This window comes from Paracoccaceae bacterium, assembly GCA_012103375.1.
GTDB lineage: Bacteria > Pseudomonadota > Alphaproteobacteria > Rhodobacterales > Rhodobacteraceae > WLWX01.
In genome coordinates, this window is the sequence record WLWX01000001.1 from 140280 (window position 1) to 162540 (window position 22261).

General features: G+C 61.8%; 21 protein-coding genes and 2 pseudogenes. 16 read left to right on the top strand and 7 right to left on the bottom strand.

Annotation, left to right across the window (positions count from 1 at the left end):
* Window positions 1–37: 37 nt before the first annotated feature.
* Both GKR99_00685 and GKR99_00690 read left to right on the top strand, forming a co-directional pair.
* Window positions 38–925, top strand: a complete 888-nt coding sequence (locus GKR99_00685; protein NKB26149.1) for a lauroyl acyltransferase — start codon at window positions 38–40, stop codon at window positions 923–925.
* Between the two features lie 459 nt (window positions 926–1384).
* Complete coding sequence (locus GKR99_00690; protein ID NKB26150.1) at window positions 1385–1891, top strand: hypothetical protein; 507 nt, start codon at window positions 1385–1387, stop codon at window positions 1889–1891.
* On the opposite strand, the gene GKR99_00695 is transcribed toward GKR99_00690, so the two are convergent.
* On the bottom strand, window positions 1888–2586 hold the full coding sequence (locus GKR99_00695) for a DUF1223 domain-containing protein (GenBank protein NKB26151.1): 699 nt from the start codon (window positions 2584–2586) through the stop codon (window positions 1888–1890). The two genes, GKR99_00690 and GKR99_00695, sit on opposite strands and share 4 nt — an antisense overlap.
* 239 nt (window positions 2587–2825) lie before the next feature.
* On the opposite strand from GKR99_00695, the gene acnA reads away from it, so the two are divergent.
* From acnA to GKR99_00710, 3 genes are all read left to right on the top strand, one after another.
* Complete coding sequence (gene acnA, locus GKR99_00700; GenBank protein ID NKB26152.1) at window positions 2826–5516, top strand: aconitate hydratase AcnA; 2691 nt, start codon at window positions 2826–2828, stop codon at window positions 5514–5516.
* A 388-nt stretch (window positions 5517–5904) separates the two neighbouring features.
* The gene (gene pdeM / locus GKR99_00705) at window positions 5905–6573 is read left to right on the top strand and encodes a ligase-associated DNA damage response endonuclease PdeM (protein ID NKB26153.1); all 669 of its coding nucleotides are present in this window, start codon (window positions 5905–5907) and stop codon (window positions 6571–6573) included.
* 124 nt (window positions 6574–6697) lie between these two features.
* Window positions 6698–7354 carry an SOS response-associated peptidase gene (locus GKR99_00710; GenBank protein NKB26154.1) on the top strand — a complete coding sequence of 219 codons (657 nt, stop codon included), beginning with the start codon at window positions 6698–6700 and terminating at the stop codon, window positions 7352–7354.
* 290 nt (window positions 7355–7644) lie between these two features.
* Here GKR99_00710 and GKR99_00715 read toward each other — a convergent pair whose 3' ends face one another.
* From GKR99_00715 to GKR99_00725, 3 genes are read right to left on the bottom strand one after another with little or no spacing between them, the layout of a single operon-like run.
* On the bottom strand, window positions 7645–8970 hold the full coding sequence (locus GKR99_00715) for an MATE family efflux transporter (GenBank protein ID NKB26155.1): 1326 nt from the start codon (window positions 8968–8970) through the stop codon (window positions 7645–7647).
* Entirely contained in the window at window positions 8970–9476 is a 507-nt protein-coding gene (locus GKR99_00720; GenBank protein NKB26156.1) for a PaaI family thioesterase, read from the bottom strand. Before GKR99_00720 ends, GKR99_00715 begins: the two co-directional genes overlap by 1 nt.
* Window positions 9476–9898, bottom strand: coding sequence for a hotdog fold thioesterase (locus GKR99_00725; GenBank protein NKB26157.1), 423 nt, complete (start codon window positions 9896–9898; stop codon window positions 9476–9478). The genes GKR99_00720 and GKR99_00725 overlap by 1 nt, the downstream gene beginning before the upstream one ends.
* Before the next feature lie 133 nt (window positions 9899–10031).
* On the opposite strand from GKR99_00725, the gene GKR99_00730 reads away from it, so the two are divergent.
* The 10 genes and pseudogenes from GKR99_00730 to GKR99_00775 all read left to right on the top strand — a co-directional run bounded on the left by GKR99_00730 (window position 10032) and on the right by GKR99_00775 (window position 18130).
* Window positions 10032–10400: a MerR family DNA-binding protein gene (locus GKR99_00730; protein ID NKB26158.1), complete on the top strand. Its 369-nt coding sequence runs from the start codon at window positions 10032–10034 to the stop codon at window positions 10398–10400.
* Between the two features lie 145 nt (window positions 10401–10545).
* Window positions 10546–10944: a MerR family DNA-binding protein gene (locus tag GKR99_00735; protein NKB26159.1), complete on the top strand. Its 399-nt coding sequence runs from the start codon at window positions 10546–10548 to the stop codon at window positions 10942–10944.
* Between the two features lie 17 nt (window positions 10945–10961).
* A pseudogene (locus GKR99_00740) lies at window positions 10962–12448 on the top strand (acyl-CoA dehydrogenase).
* 22 nt (window positions 12449–12470) lie between these two features.
* Window positions 12471–12683, top strand: a complete 213-nt coding sequence (locus tag GKR99_00745) for a hypothetical protein (GenBank protein ID NKB26160.1) — start codon at window positions 12471–12473, stop codon at window positions 12681–12683.
* A 275-nt stretch (window positions 12684–12958) separates the two neighbouring features.
* Window positions 12959–13588 (top strand): glutathione S-transferase, encoded by a 630-nt coding sequence (locus tag GKR99_00750; protein NKB26161.1) that lies wholly within the window; start codon window positions 12959–12961, stop codon window positions 13586–13588.
* Complete coding sequence (locus tag GKR99_00755; protein ID NKB26162.1) at window positions 13585–13950, top strand: hypothetical protein; 366 nt, start codon at window positions 13585–13587, stop codon at window positions 13948–13950. The genes GKR99_00750 and GKR99_00755 overlap by 4 nt, the downstream gene beginning before the upstream one ends.
* Window positions 13943–15074: pseudogene (locus tag GKR99_00760) on the top strand (acetyl-CoA C-acyltransferase). Before GKR99_00755 ends, GKR99_00760 begins: the two are co-directional and overlap by 8 nt.
* A gap of 1 nt (window position 15075) precedes the next feature.
* The gene (locus GKR99_00765; GenBank protein ID NKB26163.1) at window positions 15076–15534 is read left to right on the top strand and encodes a cupin domain-containing protein; all 459 of its coding nucleotides are present in this window, start codon (window positions 15076–15078) and stop codon (window positions 15532–15534) included.
* A complete protein-coding gene (locus GKR99_00770) occupies window positions 15531–15929 on the top strand; it encodes a GFA family protein (GenBank protein NKB26164.1) in 399 nt (132 codons plus the stop codon). The genes GKR99_00765 and GKR99_00770 overlap by 4 nt, the downstream gene beginning before the upstream one ends.
* On the top strand, window positions 15926–18130 hold the full coding sequence (locus GKR99_00775) for a 3-hydroxyacyl-CoA dehydrogenase (protein ID NKB26165.1): 2205 nt from the start codon (window positions 15926–15928) through the stop codon (window positions 18128–18130). Before GKR99_00770 ends, GKR99_00775 begins: the two co-directional genes overlap by 4 nt.
* Here the strand turns inward: GKR99_00775 and GKR99_00780 are convergent, their stop codons facing one another.
* The 3 genes from GKR99_00780 to GKR99_00790 all read right to left on the bottom strand — a co-directional run bounded on the left by GKR99_00780 (window position 18131) and on the right by GKR99_00790 (window position 20532).
* Window positions 18131–18823, bottom strand: coding sequence for a hypothetical protein (locus tag GKR99_00780; protein NKB26166.1), 693 nt, complete (start codon window positions 18821–18823; stop codon window positions 18131–18133).
* Window positions 18824–18949: 126 nt separating this feature from the next.
* On the bottom strand, window positions 18950–19609 hold the full coding sequence (locus GKR99_00785) for a Type II secretory pathway, pullulanase PulA (protein ID NKB26167.1): 660 nt from the start codon (window positions 19607–19609) through the stop codon (window positions 18950–18952).
* Window positions 19610–19755: 146 nt separating this feature from the next.
* A complete protein-coding gene (locus tag GKR99_00790) occupies window positions 19756–20532 on the bottom strand; it encodes an EamA family transporter (GenBank protein ID NKB26168.1) in 777 nt (258 codons plus the stop codon).
* A 73-nt stretch (window positions 20533–20605) separates the two neighbouring features.
* Here GKR99_00790 and GKR99_00795 point away from each other — a divergent pair, with 73 nt between their 5' ends.
* Window positions 20606–22234, top strand: coding sequence for an AMP-binding protein (locus GKR99_00795; GenBank protein NKB26169.1), 1629 nt, complete (start codon window positions 20606–20608; stop codon window positions 22232–22234).
* Window positions 22235–22261 lie beyond the last annotated feature (27 nt).

Here is a 22261-nt window from a genome sequence, read left to right on the forward strand (position 1 = left end):
GCGCGTATCCCGGTTGGGCATCAGACGAAGGACAGCAATGGCCCGCTATCGGCGCAATCGAACCATTGACACGCTCAACGATGCAGCCCTGCGCGGGTTGATCGGGGCGGCCCGTCTGTTGCCGTACCGGTGGCGGGTGCCGTTCTTCGGCTGGGCCTCGGCCCGGATCATCGCGCCTATCGCAGGCTGGCGCAGCCGGATCCGGAACAATCTGGCACTGGTCGCCCCCGATATGGACCCAAAGCAGGCGCGGCGCATTCTGCGCGGTGCACCCGACAATGCGGGCCGGTCGATGATCGAGATGTATTCGGGCGATGAATTCCTGAAACGCGCGCGCGCCCTGCCGCTGGAGGGCGCGGGCGTCGAAGCGTTGGAGGCGGCACGGGACGCCGGGCGGCCAATCATTGTCGCAACCGCGCATTTCGGGAATTACAACGCGGCGCGGGCGGCGCTGCTGGCGAAGGGTTTCGATATCGGCTCGCTCTATCGTGCGCCGTCGAACCCGAAATTTGCGCCGCATTACACCCGGATGCTGGCGGCGGTCGGTGGCACGCTGTTTTCGCGTGACCGCAAGGGTATGGCGCAGATGGTGCGGCATCTGAAGTCCGGCAAACCGTTGCTGATCCTGTTTGACCTGCACGTGACGCGCGGCGCGGTGCTGTCGTTTCTGGGCAAACCGGCGATGACCTCGCTTGCAGCCGCAGACATGGCGTTGCGCCATGACGCGCTGCTGGTCCCTTTCTATGGTATCCGCTGCGACAATGGCCTCGATTTTCGCGTGGTGATTGACGCCCCCATCGAACACACTACCCCAGAAGAGATGATGCAGGCGCTGAACAACAGTCTGGAGCGGCACCTGGAAGATCACGCCGCGCAGTGGAGCTTTATGCACCGTCGCTGGAAGATGGCGCGGCGCAATGTCTGATCCCGACCCCCGGCAGACCCCCTCGGGCGGGCGCCGCAAGTTGCGGTCCCGCGATACGACGTCCGGTCGCATCCGAAACTATGTCGCGGATGCCTTTATCCGGTCGCTGACCTGGCTGGCGCGACGCCTGCCCTATGGGGCCCGGGTCCGTTTTTTCGGCTGGGCGTCGGCGCGTTTGATCGGGCCGCTTATCGGCGTGCCCAAGGCGTATCGCCGCGCCTTAAAGCGCATGTTCCCGGACATGCCCGACGCGCAGATTGACCGAACCGCGAACACAATCTCGAACCATTCGGGGCGTTCCTTGATCGAGATGTATTCGGGCGACGATTTTCTGGATGCAGCCCGTGCACTGCCCCTTACCGGACCGGGGGTCGCGGCGATCACCGCCGCGCGCGATGCCGGGCGACCAATGGTGTTTGCGACGGCCATTTCGGCAATTACAACGCCGCACGGGCCGCCGTGGTCGCCAATGGGTTCGAACTTGCGGCTCTGTACCGTGAACCTTCCAACAAACACCTGCACCGGCATTACGTCACCGCGCTGGCCGCTGTCGGCGGGCATCTGTTTCCGCGCAATCAACGCGGGCTGGCCGGGTTGGTGCGCCACCTGAAGGGCGGCAAACCGATCATGGTGCTGTTTGACCTGCATGTCTCAAAAGGGGCGATGCTGACGTTCTTTGATCGGCCTACGATGACGTCATTGTCACCGGCGGAGCTCGCCCTGCGCCATGATGCGTTGCTGGTTCCGTTTTATGGCACCCGCCAGGACGATGGTCTTGCTTTCATGGCCGAGATCGACGCCCCGATCCCCCATTCCACCCCTGAGGAAATGATGCAGGCGCTCAACGACGGGCTAGAGGCGCGCATCCGCGCACGGCCCGAACAATGGTTTTATCTGCACAAACGCTGGAAGCGGATACCGCTGGACGTCTGGAACGCCAGCAAGGCCGGGGAAAACGCGGGTTAGTTCAACCGCGCCGCCGCAATCACCGGGCCCGGACCGCGGCGCTGAATGATCACCGCATATTTGCCGTCGGCCGGCGCGCTGACCTCGGCCCGGTAAGGCGCGCGGCCATCCCATTTGCCGACGACGGACCAGTCCAGAACGATGTTGTGGTATTTGATGGTCTTTCCGGCATTCTCTCCGCGTTCGATCTTGACGCTTTGACGCGGCGCATAGCGCACCAACTGGATCTGCATGTCCGACGGCAGCCTGCCCTGTGGTTGGGCGGAAATCACGATGGAGTTGCCGCTGCGGACCATCCCGATCTCGATCGGGACCAATTTCCGGTTGGCCTGGATTGCATCCGCAACCGCCATCGGCTTATAGCCGATCACGTGGTCTTTGCCGCCAACGATCATCTGCGGCGTATAGATCGAGCGGCTGCCCGCAACCCGCGCATAGGCGCGTTGACGCTTGGTATGGGCGGGATTGGCGAATTTGTCGGCCCAGCCGATATAATCCCAGTAATCCACATGCAGCGCCAGCGGCAGGACGTCCTTGCGACCGGCCAGCTCGCCCAGCAATTTATCTGCCGGCGGGCAGGAACTGCAGCCCTGGCTTGTGTATAATTCGACCACGACGACAGGGTCGGCGGCATGGGCCGGGGCGGACGTCAGGCTGAGGACCAGGGCGGCGGCAGCCGCAGCAAGACGGAACATGAGGCAGGGCCTTTCGGTGGATTGCCTGTCCTACCTAAGGGGCGTTCCCGTTCAACGCCAATCAAGGTTTTGAGATTGATTGTGTCGGCGTTGTTGCAATGCAACTCTGCCAGTGCAGCGGTTTTCGACGACAGTACACCACGGTATACAAATTATGTTTCATCTACTTGCCCAGCCCGCGCCCATGCGGCACATCGGGATCAAATCCGCCTACATCTGATTCAACAGGAGGGCAGCACATGCCTGTTCAAGTCGGCCACGACAGCGCCAAAACCCGTCAAACTCTTGAAGTGAATGGTAAATCCTATGCTTATTATTCGCTGGATGCTGCCGAAAAGGCAGGCCTTGGCGAATTTTCACGGCTTCCTGCGGCGCTGAAGGTGGTGCTGGAAAACATGCTGCGGTTCGAAGACGGCAAGACCGTCAGCCCAGATGACATCAAGGCATTTTCGGACTGGGCAGCCAAGGGCGGTAAGAATCCACGCGAAATCGCCTATCGCCCGGCGCGGGTTCTGATGCAGGATTTCACCGGTGTTCCGGCAGTTGTGGATTTGGCAGCAATGCGTGACGGCCTTGTGGCACTCGGCGGCGATGCCGAAAAGATCAACCCGCTTGCCCCGGTTGATCTGGTCATCGACCACTCGGTCATGATCGACGAATTCGGCAATCCGCGCGCCTTTCAGATGAATGTCGACCGCGAGTATGAGCGCAATATGGAGCGCTATACCTTCCTGAAATGGGGTCAGTCCGCCTTTGACAACTTCAAGGTCGTGCCGCCGGGCACCGGCATCTGCCATCAGGTGAACCTGGAATATTTGTCCAAGACTGTCTGGTCCGACAAGGATCAGAACGGCGATCTGGTTGCCTATCCCGATACGCTGGTCGGCACCGATAGCCACACCACAATGGTCAATGGCGCGGCGGTCCTTGGTTGGGGCGTCGGCGGAATCGAGGCCGAAGCCGCGATGCTGGGCCAGCCGATCTCGATGCTGATCCCCGAGGTCATCGGCTTCAAACTGACCGGTGAAATGGTCGAGGGCACAACCGCCACCGACCTGGTGCTGAAAGTCGTGCAGATGCTGCGCGAAAAAGGCGTCGTCGGCAAATTCGTCGAATTCTACGGCGAAGGGCTGGACCGCCTGCCGCTGGCAGATCGGGCCACCATCGGCAACATGGCCCCGGAATACGGCGCCACCTGCGGCTTCTTCCCGATTGACGGTGAGACCCTGCGTTACCTGCGCACCACAGGACGCGCGGATGAGACGATTGCCCTGGTCGAAGCCTACGCCAAGGCCAACGGCATGTGGCGTGGCGCAGATTACGACCCGATCTATACGGATACACTCAGCCTCGACATGGGAACCATCGTTCCGGCGATTTCCGGGCCCAAGCGCCCGCAGGATTTCGTGGCCCTGACCGGTTCCAAGGCGGCATTCGCCCGGGAAATGGAAGAGACATTCAAGCGCCCAATGGACAAGACGTTCCCGGTTGAGGGCGAAGATTACACCATGTCGTCGGGCAAGGTGGTGATCGCGTCGATCACGTCCTGCACCAACACCTCGAACCCCTATGTGATGATCGGTGCAGGTCTGGTGGCGCGCAAAGCGCGCGCGCTGGGGCTGAATCGGAAGCCCTGGGTGAAAACCTCGTTAGCGCCCGGATCGCAGGTGGTATCGGCCTATCTGGAAGCCGCAGACCTGCAGGAAGATCTGGACGCCATCGGCTTCAATCTGGTCGGCTATGGCTGCACCACCTGCATCGGCAACTCTGGCCCGCTTCAGCCCGAGATTTCGGCGGCCATTCACGACGGCGATCTGGTCGCCACCAGCGTCCTGTCGGGCAACCGCAACTTCGAAGGGCGGATCAGCCCGGATGTGCGCGCCAACTATCTGGCCAGCCCGCCACTGGTTGTGGCCTATGCGCTGGCCGGGGACATGAACATCGATCTGACCAGCGAACCGCTGGGCCAGGACCAGGATGGTAACGACGTCTTCCTGAAAGACATCTGGCCAACCCAGGCCGAGATTGCCGAGCTGGTCGAAAAGACCGTCACGCGCGAAGCGTTCCAGTCCAAATACGCCGAGGTCTTCACCGGCGACGAAAAATGGCAGGGCGTCGAAACAACCGACAGCCTGACCTACGACTGGCCGGCCACGTCGACCTATGTTCAGAACCCGCCGTATTTTCAGGGCATGAGCGCTGAACCCGGCGTGATCAGTAACGTCAAAGACGCGCGCGTTCTGGCAATTCTTGGCGACATGGTGACGACCGATCACATCAGCCCGGCCGGTTCGTTCAAAGACAGCACCCCTGCGGGCCGCTTTCTGATGGACCATCAGGTCGCCCCGCGCGAGTTCAACTCTTACGGGTCACGTCGGGGCAACCATCAGGTGATGATGCGCGGCACCTTCGCCAACATCCGCATCAAGAACGAGATGCTGGACGGGGTCGAGGGTGGCTATACCCTGGGACCGGACGGGCAGCAGGCCTCGATCTACGACGCCGCGATGGCTTGGCAGGACCAGGGCGTCCCGCTGGTCGTCTTCGCCGGAGAGCAATACGGCGCTGGATCGTCACGCGACTGGGCCGCGAAGGGCACCGCCCTGCTGGGTGTGAAAGCCGTGATCGCAGAAACTTTCGAGCGTATCCACCGCTCGAACCTTGTCGGCATGGGCGTGATCCCGTTCGAGTTCACTGACGGCGTGTCGCGCAAGTCGCTAAGCCTGAAAGGGGATGAGGTCGTCACCATCACCGACCTGGAAGGTGACCTGCAGCCCGGCGCCATCGTCCCCTGTGAGATTAAGCGCGCAGATGGAAAAATTGAGACTATCAGTCTCAAGTGCCGAATCGATACCGCGATCGAAAAAGAATACATCGAACACGGCGGTGTGTTGCACTATGTGCTGCGCGATCTGGCGAAATCTGCTTAACTTGATGATATCGTGAAGATAATCAGGCTGACCATGCAAAAGTGTCAGCCTGGTTTACACGCATAGGCAGAGTTACCCAACGTAAGTTTAAAGAATTCAGAAACGATTTGTTCACCTTCCAGACGCATGTCTTGTCCAAATGGACAGGTGGGATTTCCGGTCCGTCATGGTAAGTATGTGGTCATGATGAAGATTAAATGTATCAAACCGTTTCATGTGCCAATGCCCGTTCTGGAGATTGGTGTGTTTGTGTTGCTGATTGTCGCGACCTCCGGTTCGAACTGACAAGCAGCCCCCCAAAAAACCTTCCAAGCCAGCCAGAGCATTGTCGCAGCTGACCTGCTGAGGGTACTTGCGCATTGTTCGGCAGAACCGCTAAGAACAAGCCGTGAACGAATTCGGTTTCAAATTCGCCGGTGCAGCCCTAAGCGCGATGCCATCAGGCGCACTTTGGTGGGCGGATCAATCGGCATTGATTGTCTCTGACCTGCATCTTGGAAAGTCGGGTCGCATTGCGCGCGTCGGCGGGCTGATGCTGCCGCCGTATGAAACCTCTGACACCTTGATGCGGCTCGGGCGGGACATCGAGTCCACCGGCGCGGGCCTGGTCATCTGCCTTGGCGACAGTTTCGACGACCCTGCCGCCAGTGCAGAGCTGGATGAAGACACGCACGGCTGGATCGCCCGGCTTCAGGCGGGGCGTGAATGGATCTGGGTCGAAGGCAACCACGATCCGGGCGCGCTTGGTTTGGGGGGCAGCTATCGGCACGAAGTCTCGCGCGGCGGGCTGACATTTCGCCACATCGCGGATGCGAATGCGGTGGCTGAGGTGTCCGGCCACTATCATCCCAAAGCACGGATCGGCGGTGTTACAAAACCCTGCTTCCTGATCGACGCCCACCGCATCATCATGCCCGCATACGGCACCTATACCGGCGGGCTGCGATGCAATTCGGGCCCCTTGCTTGGCCTGATGGGCGCCGACGCGCTGGCGGTGTTGACGGGCGTGCGCTGCATTCCTGCGCCGATGCCGGGACGGTCGCGCGCCTCGGCGTGAACTGAATGGCAAGGTCGCCGCAGGCGCGGCAAGTCCAGTCAAGGCAGGGGGCGCGGCACAGGGCAGAGCCATGATGCTTCGATGCAGGGTTGATTGCATCGCGCTGCGCCCCCAAACTCGGTTGATGTGCGGACGCTTTGCCATCACCCTGCCCTCTGACGCGATGGCGCAACTGTTTGGCGCGCTGCCCGCGAATGATCTGCCCGAGGTTCCGCGCTATAACGTCTGTCCGACAACGCAAGTCCATGTGATCCGCGCGGGCGACAATGATCGCAGGCTGGTGTCGATGCGTTGGGGCTTTATTCCGGTTTGGTACGAAAAGCCCGCCGGAGGGCCGTTGCTGATAAACGCCCGCGCCGAAACCGTGGCCGAGAAGCCTGCGTTCCGCAAAGCCGTGCGCGAACGCCGCTGCCTGATCCCGGCGACCGGGTTTTACGAATGGACCAAGGACGCCGATGGCAACCGCCTGCCCTGGTCCATTCACCGCAGTGACGGTGCCCCGATCGTATTTGCCGCGATCTGGCAGACCTGGGGCAGCGATGAACCGATCGACACCTGTGCCATGCTGACAACAGGCGCGACCGGCGCGATGACGGACATTCACCACCGGGTTCCGGTGATCCTGGAACCGGACGACTGGCCGCTTTGGCTGGGTGAGGCATGCAAAGCGGCCGCGACACTGATGCAGCCCCCGGCTGAAGGCGTGCTGAATTGGCACCGCGTCGACCCGGCGGTGAATTCGAACCGGGCGCAGGGGCCGGAGCTGATCGAGCCGTTTTGAGGCCCAGGTACAACGTAGTTGGTTTGGCCGCGAGCGGGCGTTCACCAAATCATCGCAAGCAGGGCGCGTGCCGGACCGGTGGGCTGGCGCTGCGCCATAGAGTTTGCATGATTTATGGTTCAGGTTTGGTCATTACTTCGCTTGGACGCGCCAAGTTCAGACCAGCGCCTGACCGGCGGGACCGGTCCGGCGCGCGCCCTGCGCCTTGCGGCGCGCACCGGGCGCGGGGATAATCCGCCAGCATCCGCCCAAGGCCAAAACCAATCGCAGCAACACGCATTCGGCCCGCCTCAGCCCCCAATCCGCGCTTCCAGACTGGGGTAACCCCAGCCCAGGGTCACGCCGCGCGCGATGTTCAGGATCATCAGCGACAGCCACATCCCGTGGTTGCCCATGCTTGGCACCAGCAGGATCAGCGCGCCCACATAGATCGCCACCGAAAGGATCATCGCGCGGCGCATCTCGGCCGTCCAGGTTGCGCCGAAATAGATGCCGTCAAACATCCAGCTGGCGATGCCAAGGACCGGGGCGGCGGCGGCCCACAGCAGATAGATGCGCGCCTCGGCCCGCACCTCGGGCGAGGTGGTCATCAGGTCGATCAGCCAAGGCCCGGTCAGCAGGAAGAACCCACCCAGCAGAAACGCCCCGCCAACCCCCCATTGCGAGGTCAGAATCGCGGCACGCCGGACGCGGCTGCGTGACCGTGCGCCGACCGAGGCCCCGACCAGCGCCTCTGCCGAAAAGGCAAACCCGTCCAACGCAAAGGCGGTGATTTCCAGGAATTGCAGCAGCACCTGATTGGCGGCCAATGTGACATCCCCCAGATCGGCCGCCAGGAACAGAAAGCTGGTGAAGGAAACCGTCAGCAGGACGGACCGGATCATGATATCGGCATTCACCGACAGCATCCGGCGCAGGCGCACCGGGTCAAAAACCCGCGCCCAGTTACGCCATTGGTCCCCCTGAAATGCCGCCCGACACAGCCAAAGGCCCAGCGCCAGCCCGGTCCATTCAGCGATCAGCGTGGCGATCGCCACCCCCTCGACCCCCCAGCCGAGGCCCAGGACGAACCACAGATCCAGGCCGATGTTCAGCCCGTTCATCCACAGTTGCAGAACCAGCACGCCCTTGGTGCGCTCCATCGCGATCAGCCAGCCGGTGACGGCGAACAGGGCGATGGTGGCTGGCGCGCCCCAGATGCGGATCGTCAGGTAATCGCGGGCCAGCCCCTCAACCTCGGGCGAGGCGGGCGCAAGCGCGAAAGCCCCGGCAAACAGCAGGACCTGCAACAGGATGAACAGCACCCCTCCGGCGACACCGATCATCAATGCGCGCATCAACAACGCGCCGGTTTCCGCCGTCTCGCCCGCGCCGCGCGCCTGCGCGACCAGCCCGGTGGTTCCCATGCGCAGGAATCCGAACACCCAATAGTTCGTCGCCAGCACAATTGCACCGATCCCGACAGCGCCGATCGGTGCCGCCTGCCCCATCTGACCGATGACGCCAGTATCAACCGCCCCCAGGATCGGAACGGTCGCATTGGACAAAACAATCGGCGCGGCAATCGCCAGCACACGCCGGTGCGTCAGCGGCAGATCCGCCGAAGTGTCACTCATCAGGGTTGCTCGGCGGCGTCGGGCATCAGGAAATGCCCGGTCGCCTGCGCAAAAAGGCGCGACCTGTTGTCCTGCCAGGCTTCGACATGCACCGAGGCATAGCGCCGGCCAGAACGGTTGATCCGCGCCCTTGCATAGGCATCACGCGGCAGGCCGGAACGCAGGTAATCGACAGTAAAGTCGATGGTCTTGGGCAGGTTCGGAAGGCTGACCGGGGCCTCTGCTCCGCTTTCCATCGCGGGCCAGATCATCGACCAGCCAAGCTCGATCAAAGCGTCGGATTCAAGGAATGCCGCCGTGACGCCGCCATGCAGGGCCGGGATCATCGGATTGCCGATCAGCTTTTCATCATAGGGCAGGATCGCCGTCAGCTCATCCCCGCGCCGTTCAAACGCGATGCCAAGCCAGGTCATATAGGGGATGCCCGAGACCAGCGTTCGCAGCGCCTCGTCACGCCGCTGCTTGACCACCTGTACCGGTTCGGGGCGTTTTGAGGTACGTGCCATTACGCGCCCTCAACCGTGAAGGTGCCCGTGGCGGTGGCGACCGGACGGTCGGCATCCTCGTCCAGGGCCACAGCGCGCACAAACGCGACCGACCGGGTGATGTGATAGCAGGTCGCCTCGGCCCGGATACGCTGCCCCGGCGTTGCGGGGCGCATATAATCAATGCGCAGATCAATCGTCGCCGTTCCCATCGGGGCACGCGGATGGCTCATCACGGCCGCCCCGCCACAGGTATCCATCAGCGCCGAAACCGCCCCGCCCGCGATGACCCCTGTCGCAGGATCGCCGACGAACCGCGCGTCGTAGGGCATTTCGATCGCAGCCTTGCCATCGTCGATATCAACCAAAGCCATCCCCAACGCGCGCGAGTGGGGGATCGCCTCGATAAACTGGCGTGCCAACCGGGCCCTTTGGTCAGACATATCGTTCCCTTTTTGGCGCTTGAGCGTCGTTTCCAAACAGTCGCACCGCTTTGGGCCCGCGCATTAATCACTGCAAAGTTGCCCTTTTCGGCAATTTACCCTACGGTAACCCACAGCGGGAGCGGGACGGCCAATGAAGGACGATACGCTGAGCTTCAAACAAATGTGCGCGAAGTTCGAAGTGACACCGCGCACGCTCAGGTATTACGAATATATCGAGCTGCTGCAACCAGCCCGTGAAGGACGCAACAGGATCTATGGCCCGCGTGAGGTTGCGCGAATGATCCTGATCCTGCGCGGTCGCCGCTTTGGATTCTCGCTTGAAGAAATTCGCCAATGGCTGTCATTGCGCGAAGAACAGGGCACCCGCGCCCAGACCGAAGCCTGGCTTGACGCAGCAGATCGACAAATACAGGCCCTGGAAGATCAGCGCCGCGAACTGGACGATTCGATACGGGATCTGAAAAGACTGCGCACCGAAAGCGCCGCAACACTCGAGTAATATAACGGCCCGAAAAGCCACCTGACAGCAACAATGATGCCGAAAACTGAAATGACGCAACGTCGGCTTACGTAAACGTCAATTTTACTTGCGAAACCGCCTGCCGCCCTCCATCTCCACGGCATGCCACAGTTTGGGATATACGATGACTGACCAGTTGATGACGATTAGAGAGATGTGCGACGCCTTCGATGTGACGGCGCGCACATTGCGTTTTTATGAACAAAAAGAGCTGATTGCGCCGATCCGCGAAGGGCAGAAACGCCTTTACACGCGCAAGGATCGCGGGCGCCTCAAGCTGATCCTGCGCGGCAAGCGGTTCGGATTCTCGCTGGAAGAGATCCGTCAGCTGCTGGACCTTTACAATCTGGGCGACGGCCAGACCACGCAGTACATGCGTACCTATGAAATCGCGCAGAAACATCTGGCTGATCTGGAAGCGCGCCGGGACGAGTTGAATGACGTAATCTCGGACCTCAAGGAACAGTTGAAATGGGGCGAGCAACTGCTGGCACAGATCAACGACAAAGATAAAAGCGCCTGATACAGCCGGAGGCCTGAATGCCCGACTTCAACGCCCCGGTTCGCGATCTGGAATTCGTTCTGCACGAAGTTCTCGACGTCGAACATGCCGGGATCGAAGGCTATGACGCGCTTGAACCGGACCTGACGCGGGCGATCCTGGATGAGGCGGGCAAGCTGGCGCGCGATGTGCTGGCGCCGCTGAACCCGGTCGGTGACCAGCAGGGATGCCAGCTGGAAAATGGCGTGGTGCGCACGCCTGACGGGTTCGCGGACGCCTATGCGCAAATGAAGGCGGGCGGCTGGACGGGTCTGGATTGCGACCCCGACTATGGCGGTCAGGGGATGCCCTATGTCCTCAACACCGCGGTGGGCGAAATATTCGTCTCGGCCAATATGGCGTTTCAGATTTACCTGGGCCTGACCCACGGTGCCTATAACGCGATCCACGCCCACGGGTCCGACGCGCAAAAGGCGACCTATCTGCCGCGCATGGTTTCGGGCGACTGGACCGGCACCATGAACCTGACCGAACCTCATTGCGGCACGGATCTGGGCCTGATGCGCACCAAGGCCGAACCGCAGGGCGACGGCAGCTATGCGATCACGGGCCAGAAGATCTTCATTTCGGCCGGCGAACATGATCTGACCGACAACATCATCCACCTGGTATTGGCAAAAATTCCCGACGGCCCCGAAGGGATCAAAGGCGTCAGCCTGTTCATTGTGCCCAAATTCCTCGTCAACGAGGACGGCAGCCTTGGCAACCGCAACGCCGTGACCTGCGGCAAGATTGAAGAGAAGATGGGCATTCACGGCAATGCCACTTGCGTCATGAACTATGACGGGGCCACTGGCTATCTGCTGGGGGCCGAACATAAGGGCATGCGGGCGATGTTCACGATGATGAACGAAGCCCGCCTTGGCGTCGGTCTGCAGGGCTATGCGCAGGCCGAACCGGCCTATCAGGCGGCGCTGGATTATGCGCGCGAACGCCTTCAGGGCCGCGCGGTGACCGGCGACGAAAACCCCGATGGCCCGGCCGACCCGCTGATCGTTCATCCGGATATCCGCCGCAACCTGCTGGACCAGAAAAGCTTTGTCGAAGGGGCGCGCAGATGATCGACAAGGCGCGCCGAAATCAGGACGAAGAAGCCGAGGCGATGATCTCGCTTCTGACGCCGGTGCTAAAAGGGTTCCTGACCGATCAGGGGTTCGAGATGACGATACAGGCCCAGCAAGTCTTTGTCCAAAACGGCGTGAAGAACCCGAACGAGGCGCTGTCGGGATCCTATGATTTCATGCATCTGTTCGGGCACGTCGGGCTGGGCTATATGTGGGCAAGGATGGCTGTTGTGGCGACCAAAGCCCTGGCTGATGGCACCGGCGATCCGGCGTTTTATGAGGCGAAACTGGCGACAGCGCGCTTCTACATGGCGCGCCGCCTGCCCGCCGTTTCGATGCACAAGGCGCGCATCCTGTCGGGTGCCACCCCTGTCATGGCCCTGGACGCCGACCATTTCTGAGCCGCCTTAATGAAAGGCCCTAATGCCCAAACGTTTCCGCCTGACCCGCCGCTTCAGCGCCGCCATGACCGAAGACGCGTACCGCCGGTTGCGCCGGTTTGCGGCCGACGCAGGCTTGAGCGAGGATGAGGCGCTGTCTTTCGTGTTTGAAAACCTCGACGGGATAACCGACCCCGAAGGCCTGACGCCAAGGCTGAGGATTTTCCAGGGCGAGTTGGAGGCGCGCAAGAAATGAGCCGTGCACGGGTCGAGAGTTCGGGATGCCTCCGGCGGGAGTATTTGGAAAAAGAAGATGGTCCGGCGACGCCCCGCAGCAAACGACTTCGCTGCCTGCTGCGGAGTGCCGTCTCCTTTTACGGTCATCAGCTCTCCAGCCTGTACCGCAGGATCGAAGTTACGAGTTCGTGGTTAATTTTTCGTAACTTGCACCCGTCTTCTTTTTGAAAATACTCCACGGGGGTCCGGGGGTGTGAAACCCCCGGCCTTCCCATTGAACCGAGGAACCGGCTGATGAAGATCAAACTCCACTGCATGGCCGAAAGCGGCAACGCCTATAAGGCGGCACTTGCGCTGGAACTGGCCGGATTGGATTGGAAGCCGGTCTTCGTCGACTTCTTTAACGGCGAAACCCGCACGGAAAAGTTTCGCGCGCTGAACCCGATGGGCGAAGTTCCGGTGATGGTGGCGGAGGATCTGGTTCTGACCCAGTCAGGCATCATTCAGGATTGGGTGATCGAACAGACCGGCAAGCTGGGCGGCGCAAACCCGGCTGAGCGGCGCGAGGTCTGGCGCTGGGTGTTGTTTGACAACCACAAGATTTCCAGCACCGCCGGAACGCTCAGGTTCAACATGAACTACCTGCCCGAAGCCAAACGAAACGCGGATGTGAATGCGTTTCTGGCGATGCGACTGGCCTCGGGGTTAAAGGTGCTCGAGGCCGAGCTTTCGACCCGTGACTGGCTGGTTGGCGACGGGATTACGTGCGCCGATATCTCGTGCTGCGGGTATCTCTACATGCCGGAACCGTTCAGCTTTGATCGCGCGGACTATCCGGCAATTGACGCCTGGCTGGACCGGATCGCGGCGACACCAGGCTTGAAACACCCCTATGATCTGATGCCGAGGGGGTTCACCGCATGATCGGTATCATAGCAATTCCATTGGGGCTGATCGCCGCCGCGCTGACTTTGGCGCTGGCGCGGATTGCGCGGGTGCGGGCAACCGGCGATGCGCCTGATCCGGCAGGCGATGCGCTTGCCACGATCCTTGCCTATGGGGCCGCCGTCGCACTGTCGCTGTCCGCGCTGCTGGTGTTCGGTCTACTACAGGGCGTGATCCTGATTGCCTTTCCGATGCTTTTGGGCCGGCTTGCCCCGGCAAGCCCAGGTCTGGTGGCCATCGCGCGGCATAAACTGCGCATTGCCTGGGTGGCCGTCGCGCTGACCCTGATCGCGCTGTTGGGGGTTGTCTCTTTGTATAGTGAGGTTCTTTCAAATGGCTGACGCCTTCATCTTTGATGCCATCCGCTCTCCGCGCGGGAAGGGCCGGACCGATGGTTCCTGCACGAGGTGACGGCCGTGCGCCTGTCGGCCGAGATCCTGAATACGCTGAAATCGCGGAATAATCTGGATACGGCGGCGATCGAGGATGTGATCTGGGGCAATGTCACGCAAGTCAAGGAACAGGGCGGGTGCCTGGCGCGATCCGCTGTCCTTGCCAGCGATTTTGACCAACAGGTGCCGGGCCTTGCGATCAACCGGTTCTGTGCCAGCGGGTTAGAGGCCGTGAACCTTGCCGCCAACCAGGTGAAGGGTGGCGCGGGGAACGCCTATGTCGCTGGCGGGGTCGAGATGATGGGCCGCGTTCCCATGGGCTCGGACGGGGCGGCGATTGCGGTGGATCCGACACTGGCGATGGGAACCTATTTCGTGCCGCAGGGGATTTCTGCGGACATCATCGCCACCGAATACGGGTTTTCCCGCGATGACGCGGACGCCTTTGCCGTCGAAAGCCAAAGGCGCGCGGCGGCGGCTTGGGACGCAGGGCATTTCGCCAATTCGGTCGTGCCGATCCACGACCAGAACGGTCTGCTGATCATCGAGCGCGACGAATACATGCGCCCCGGCACCGACATGCAATCGCTCGGCGCGCTGAAGGCCAGTTTCAAGGACATGGGCGAGGTGATGCCCGGCTTCGACAAGGTGGCGCTGATGAAATACCCGCATCTTGAGGCGATCAACCACATCCACCACGCGGGCAACTCTTCCGGAATTGTGGATGGGACGGCGGCGGTCCTCATCGGCTCAGCGGAATTTGGCAAGGCCAACGGCCTGAAACCCCGCGCGCGAATACGCGCCACGGCCAAGATCGGCGACATCGACCTGTTCGAAGTGAACGAGGCATTCTCGTCCGTCGTGCTGCGCTTCATGCAGGCCTTCGACGTGGACCATGGCAAGCTGAACGTCAACGGCGGCGCGATTGCGATGGGTCATCCGCTGGGGGCGACGGGTGCAATGATCCTTGGACGCTGCTGGAAGAATTGGAGCGGTCTGACAAAGAAGTCGGGTTGGCAACGCTTTGCGTGGCCTCGGGCATGGGTGCCGCGACGATAATTGAAAGGGTTTAGGATGCCGAAAATTGATACCTCTGCCGTGCCACTGCGCACCGGATCCTCGTACCCCGCGCCGCATGATGCGCCGATGGCGGGTCGCAGTTTCAAAGGGTTGGCAGAAGCCGCCGGGCTGACTCAGTTCGGGGCCAATATGGTGATGCTGGCGCCGGGGGGCATCGCCTCTCAACGGCACTGGCACGAGAAGGAGGATGAGTTCCTGATCATGGTCTCGGGTGAGTTGGTTTTGGTCGAAGATGACGGCGAAACACTGATGCGCCCCGGCGAATGCGCAGCCTGGAAGGCGGGGGTCGCCAATGGCCATCACATGGTGAACAGATCGGACGCCGAAGCCAGCTTTCTGGTCATCGGCACCGATTTCACGGATGAGGTTTGCTGGTACTCTGACATCGACATGGTCGTGCGTGGCGACACCTTCACCAAAAAGGACGGAACCCCGTTCGAGGGGGAAACATGAGCGATCTGACCGGAGGATGCGCCTGCGGCGCGGTGCATTTCACAGCGCAAGGCGCGCCGAAATTCGCCTTCATCTGTCAATGCCGATCCTGCCAACATCTGTCCGGGTCAGGCCACGCAGTGCAGTTCTGTCATGACGCCGCCGGGTTTTCATCGACTGGTCCGGTGGGCGAATGGGCGCGCCAGACGGACAGCGGCAGCACCGTCACCAAATTCTTCTGCGCGACCTGCGCAAGCCCGCTTTGGGGCACAACGACACGCGCGCCTGACATCGTGATGGCGCTTGCGGGAGCGCTCGACGCGCCCGCTGCCATTTCACCTGACCGCATTTTCTTTGCCGAAGAAGCGCAGCCATGGGATCACGCAAGCGTTCCCGCAGAGGGGCCCGGGCAATGACGGCGTTCACCATGACCACCGATGCCGACGGCGTTGCCACCATCCTGTGGGACACGCCCGGCAAGTCGATGAACGTCATGTCGCTGGACGGCTGGGATGCGCTTGAGGCGTTGATAGATCAGGCGCTGGCAGATGATGCCGTGAAGGGCGTGATCCTGACCTCGGGCAAGCCGGGGTCCTTTGCGGGTGGTATGGATCTGAATGTGCTGGCGCAGATGAAGGACGTTGCGGGGGACAATCCGGCGCAAGGGCTTTTTGATGGGCTGATGCGGATTCACGGCATCATGCGCCGCATCGAACGCGCCGGTATGGATGCAAAGACCAACAAGGGCGGCAAACCCATCGTTGCGGCCTTGCCGGGAACAGCACTTGGCATCGGGCTGGAACTGCCACTGGCCTGCCACCGGATCATCGCTGCGGACAATCCGAAGGCGAAAATCGGTCTGCCGGAAATTCAGCTTGGCATGTTCCCCGGTGCGGGCGGCACGACACGGCTGATCCGGAAGATGGGGGCGATGGCGGCCTCTCCGCTGTTGCTGGAGGGGAAGCTGAAGGATCCCAAGGGCGCGAAAGCCGCCGGGATCGTGGATGAGGTTGTGCCAGCCGAAGACTTGCTGAGCGCGGCCAAGGCCTGGGTTCTGTCGGACCCCGGTATCGTCAAACCCTGGGATACGAAGGGATATAAGATGCCGGGCGGCGCGCCCTATCATCCGGCGGGGTTCATGACTTACGTCGGGGCCAGCGCCATGGTCAACGGACGCACGCAGGGTGTCTATCTGGCCGCCAAGGCGCTGCTGTCGGCGGCCTATGAAGGCGCGCTGGTGCCCTTTGAAACCGCCCTGAAAATCGAGGCGCGCTGGTTCACCAACGTGCTGATGAACCCCAGTTCGGAAGCGATGATCCGATCGCTGTTCATCAACAAGGAAGCGCTGGAAAAGGGCGCGAACTGTCCCGATGTGACGGATCAGACGGTGAAGAAGGTTGGCATCCTTGGCGCAGGCATGATGGGGGCCGGGATCGCCTATGTCGCCGCCAATGCGGGGATCGAGGTCGTATTGGTCGATCAGGCGCAGGCGGCGGCTGACAAGGGGAAATCCTACTCCGAAGGCATCCTCGACAAAGGCATCAAGCTTCGGAAAACCACCGAGGATCAGAAGGCACAGGTGCTGAACCGGATCACCGCGACGGATGATTTCGCCGCGCTGAAGGGCTGCGATCTGATTGTTGAGGCGGTGTTCGAAGACCCCAGGATCAAAGCCGAGGTCACGCAGAAGGTCGAAGCCATCGTCGGACCGGATGCGATCTTTGCCACCAACACCTCGACCCTGCCGATCAGCGATCTGGCGAAGGCCAGCGCGCGGCCCGAACAGTTCATCGGCATCCATTTCTTCAGCCCTGTCGACAAAATGCTGCTGGTCGAGATCATCAAGGGCGCAGCGACCGGCGACCGCGCGGTGGCCAAAGCGCTCGACTTCGTGCGCCAAGTCCGCAAGACGCCCATCGTCGTCAACGACGCGCGGTTCTTCTATGCCAACCGCTGCATCATCCCCTACCTGAACGAGGGGATGCGCATGGTGACCGAAGGCGTGAACCCGGTTCTGGTGGAAAACGCTGCCCGCCTGCTGGGCCTGCCGCTTGGCCCCCTGCAACTGGTGGATGAGACCTCGATTGACCTCGGCCTGCGGATCGCCAAAGCGACGAAAGCGGCCCTGGGCGAAGCCTTTGACGATCAGATGGTGCTCGATATGTTCGAATGGATGTCCGAGGCTGGGCGTCTGGGCCGAAAGGCAGGCGCGGGCTTTTATGAGTACAACGACAAAGGCCAGCGCGGCATGATGTGGGATGGGCTGGCCCCGAAATACCCAAATGCCGCGGACCAGCCAGCGGTGACCGAGGTCCAGCACCGCCTGCTGATGGCGCAGGTGTTGGAGGCGGTGCGCGCATTCGAGGCTGGCGTTCTGACCGACATCCGCGAAGGCGACGTCGGCGCGATCCTGGGCTGGGGGTTCTGTCCGTGGTCTGGCGGACCGTTCAGCTGGCTGGACATGATCGGTGCCGCGCAGGCGGTCGGGATATGCGACACGCTGACCGCAGCGCATGGCGCGCGATTTACCGCCCCCGACCTGCTGCGCGATATTGCGCAGGCGGGTGACGGCTTCTACGCCCGTTTCGGCGGGGGCAACGCCGCCCAGGCCGCCTGATCAGCCCGTGACGACGCGCATGCGACCCGGCGCGCCAAGCGACGGATCGGACGGGTCTGCGTCAAAGCCGCTGTCGCGCGACATCTGCAGGATCAGCGCCTGAGCCTCATCCCGGCGCAGCACCCGGTAACGCGAGTTCGCCGCGTGCAATGTCAGATCCCCGGCTTTGCTGGCGGCCGGGCAATAAAACACCGCGCCCAGCCCGGCAAAAACCAGCTGATCCTCGTCAAATGTCAGGCGCACGGTCGAAATCACCTCTTCAGGGCTGACCCGGCGGATGCCGCGAAAACCATGCAATTGCGCGGCTGTGACCAATGCGAAGGGATCCCCGAACAGGGTCTCGGCAATGTCGGATTCCAACATCACGATCTGCTCGGGCAGCAACAGAAGTTCGGCGGCATTGCCCAGCGCCCCGTGCGGCACCGCCAGCGGGCGCAAAGGCTCGGGCATCGGCAAGTCACCGTCCCACAGACATCCGGTTTTGACCGAAGTCACCGGCTGCAATCCATTGTCGAAGGTCAGTATCCTGTCGCCCGGACCCAGAGCGCCCGCCTTGAGCCATCCCAGCGCCCCGGCAACGCGCGTACTGAACGCCAGCGCGCTTGCATCTCCACCCAACGGATTACCGGCACCGGGGCAGAATCCGCCATCGCCGCCATCAATCTGGCCGGGACTGTTCCAATCTGTCAGCAAATTCCGCTTTCGCCCGTGTGCTGCGCCCCCACAGTGGTTAACGAATTATGATGGAAATCGGGCAGAATTGTGACAACCTATGATTGTCATGATATTCAGAGGTTCGCGCCTGACGTCATGCGCCGGTCAGCTGGTATCCAGGCGGAACCGATAGCGGAAAGCGTTGATATCGGGGGCGCAATCCTCGGCCACAGCCTGCGCCGCGGCGGTGGAATAGACGTCGGCATATCCATCGGGCCGGTCCGAGGGGTTGGCGTGGGTTAGCTGCAGCGCAAATCCCAGATGCTTCTGGACCGCGTTCAGATCCTCATCCAGATGCTCCAACCGAACATAGGCATCGGCGCAATCCACACCTGCCGCGCTGGTCAGATAACGCTGTGCGGGCCAGGCACGCATGGCGGCGCGGGTTTGATCATGCAGAACGAAATCGTTGAACGACAGCTTGGCCGCCAGCGTGACCGACGGGTGGTCAAACCGCCGATCGCGCAGCCAGTGATAATAGCTGACCATCCGGTCCCAGGGATTGCGCACCAGCGTGAAGACAAACCAGTCGCGCGCCTGATCGGCGGTTATCAGCCCGTCGACATCCGCCAGCGTCGAATGTTTCCAAAGGCGCCCCTTGGTCGAAACCCCCTGCAATCGCCGCTTTCGCCGTCGTGCCTTGGGCGTATCCCCGATCAGGATGTCGTCTTTCATCGCGCGACCCTCCAGCGCCAGCGCCATCGAGGTGCCGCCGGTTTTTGGGATATGAACGAAGATGTAACGCCGCCCCGGCGAAATGATCATGCCGGCGTCCTCAGCGGGCCGGGCTGATCGCCGCGCAGCGCCAGCACCGCACCGGCCACGACGATCATCACCATCCCGGCTATCGCAAGCGCGTCCAGCGTCTGGCCAAGCAGGATCAACCCCCAAAGCGCGGCGGTGATCAGCAGCTAATACTCGAAGATCGCGACCGAAGATGTTTCGGCCGTCTGATAGGCGCGCGTTATCATCGCAACCGCGATGCTGGACCCGACCGCCTGCGCGACGATCCAGAACCAGACCACCCCGCCAAGCGTCCCCCAGCCACGCAGGACGAAACCGGCCTGTCCGTCGGGCACCACATGACCCGAAAGGCTGAGTGCGGCACTGCCCGCTCCGCCCAGAAGGATCATCGTCAGGTAGAAACCGACCAGGATTGTCTGGGTTGATTCATCGGCGCACCAGCGCCGCGTGATGATCGCGGCAATGGCATAGAGGAGCCCGCCGACCACAGGAAGGTAGACCCAGAATCCGATCTCTGACCCGCCGGGACGCAGGACCAGAAGGATACCGGCGAAACCAATTGCGACCGCGGCCACGCGCCGCCAGCCGACACGCTCACGAAGGAAAAGAACGGAAATCAACAACACGAAGATCGGCGACGTGAACAGGCCGGCGGCGACACTCGCCACCGGCAAGAAGGCCAGCGCGCCGAAATAGACCAGCATCGACAGCGCGAAGAACAGGCTGCGGATCGCCACCCGAAGTGGATTGCGCACCCGAAGCCGATGGCCGCCAAGGCGCACCGCGATCCAGACCATCGGGATCGCGATCAGGGCGCGGATAAAATGGAACTGGCCCAGCCCGGCCTCGGCGGCGATGACGAAAACATAGGTATCCATGAAGCCGATCAGCGTCATTCCCGCCACAACCAGACCTGCCGCTTTTGCCGTTGCCTCGGTTTCCATATCGCTGCCCTCTTGCGCGCCCCTGCCTCTCGGCAATACTCCGGGGCGGAGGGTTCGCCAAGCGGAGGTTGCAATGGGCTGGATGAACGATGAGACCGGACTGGGTAAATGCGCCGCCAATCACGTCGCGCTGACCCCGCTGAGCCATCTGACGCGGGCGGCCAAGGTGTTCCCGCACCGCGAGGCGCTGGTTTATGGCGATATCCGACGAACTTATGATGACTATCACGCGCGGGTCAGCAAACTGGCCAGCGGATTGGCCGGGCTGGGCGTGGCGCCCGGCGATGTGGTCGCCACGCTGATCCCAAACCTGCCCGCCCAGGTCGAAGCCCATTTCGGCGTTCCCGCCTGTGGTGCGGTGCTGAATACCATCAACATCCGGCTGGATGTCGCCACTGTGGCCTATATCTTCAGCCACGGCGGCGCCAAGGTTGTGCTGGTCGATACGCAATTCCTGCCACTGGCCGAAGCGGCTTTGAAGGCGATGGAGGGCGACGGCCCGACAATCATCGAGGTCGCGGACGATGCGGCGGGCTTTGCTGCGACGGGCCGCTACCAGACCTACGAAAACCTTCTGGATTCCGGCGACCCGGCGTTCGATTGGATCATGCCGGATGACGAATGGGAGTCTCTGGCGCTAAATTACACCAGTGGCACCACCGGGCGGCCCAAAGGCGTCGTTTATCACCATCGCGGCGCCTATCTGATGACCATGGGGACGGTCATTTCGTGGCGGATGGTGCTGCATCCGCGCTTTCTGGCGATCGTGCCGCTGTTTCACTGCAATGGCTGGAACCACAGCTGGATGATGCCGGTTCTGGGCGGTACGGTGGTGTGTTGCCGCGATATCTCGGCAGGCGCGATCTATGACGCGATTGCCGACGAAGGTGTCACCCATTTCGGCGGCGCACCCATCGTGTTGAATCTGATCGTCAATGCCCCGGCAGATCAGCGCCGCAGCTTTGACCACACGGTCGAGGTTTTCACCGCTGGCGCGCCCCCGGCCCCGGCCACATTGGCCAAGATTGAGGATCTGGGCTTCAACGTCACCCATGTTTATGGCCTGACCGAGACCTATGGCCACGTCACCGAATGCACTTGGAATGACGCCTGGGCCGCGAAAGAACCGGCCGAGGTTGCGGGGCTGAAAGCGCGCCAAGGCGTCGCCATGCCGATGATGGAAGCGATCACCGTGCTGGACCCGGACACCATGGCACAGGTTCCGATGGATGGTGCGACGCAGGGCGAAATCATGATCCGGGGCAACGCGGTGATGAAAGGATACCTCAAGAACCCCGAAGCCACCGCGAAAGATTTTGAAGGCGGCTGGTTCCATTCCGGCGACATCGCGGTGCAGCACGCCGACGGCTATATCCAGATCGCGGATCGTGCCAAGGACATCATCATTTCGGGCGGCGAAAATGTCAGCTCGGTCGAGGTTGAGGGCGTGCTGATGAACCACCCGGCAGTGTCGCTGTGCGCTGTGGTGGCCAAACCGGATGATACATGGGGCGAGGTGCCTTGCGCCTTTGTCGAATTGAAAGATGGCGCAGTGCTGGAAGCGGCCGAACTGACCGCCTTTGCCCGCGAACGGCTGGCCGGGTTCAAGACGCCGAAAACGGTGGTGTTTCGCGAACTGCCCAAAACCTCGACCGGAAAGATCCAGAAATTCGAATTGCGAGAGGCCGCCAAAAAACTTTGATCGCCGGGTGCCGGACCGCACCCCGGC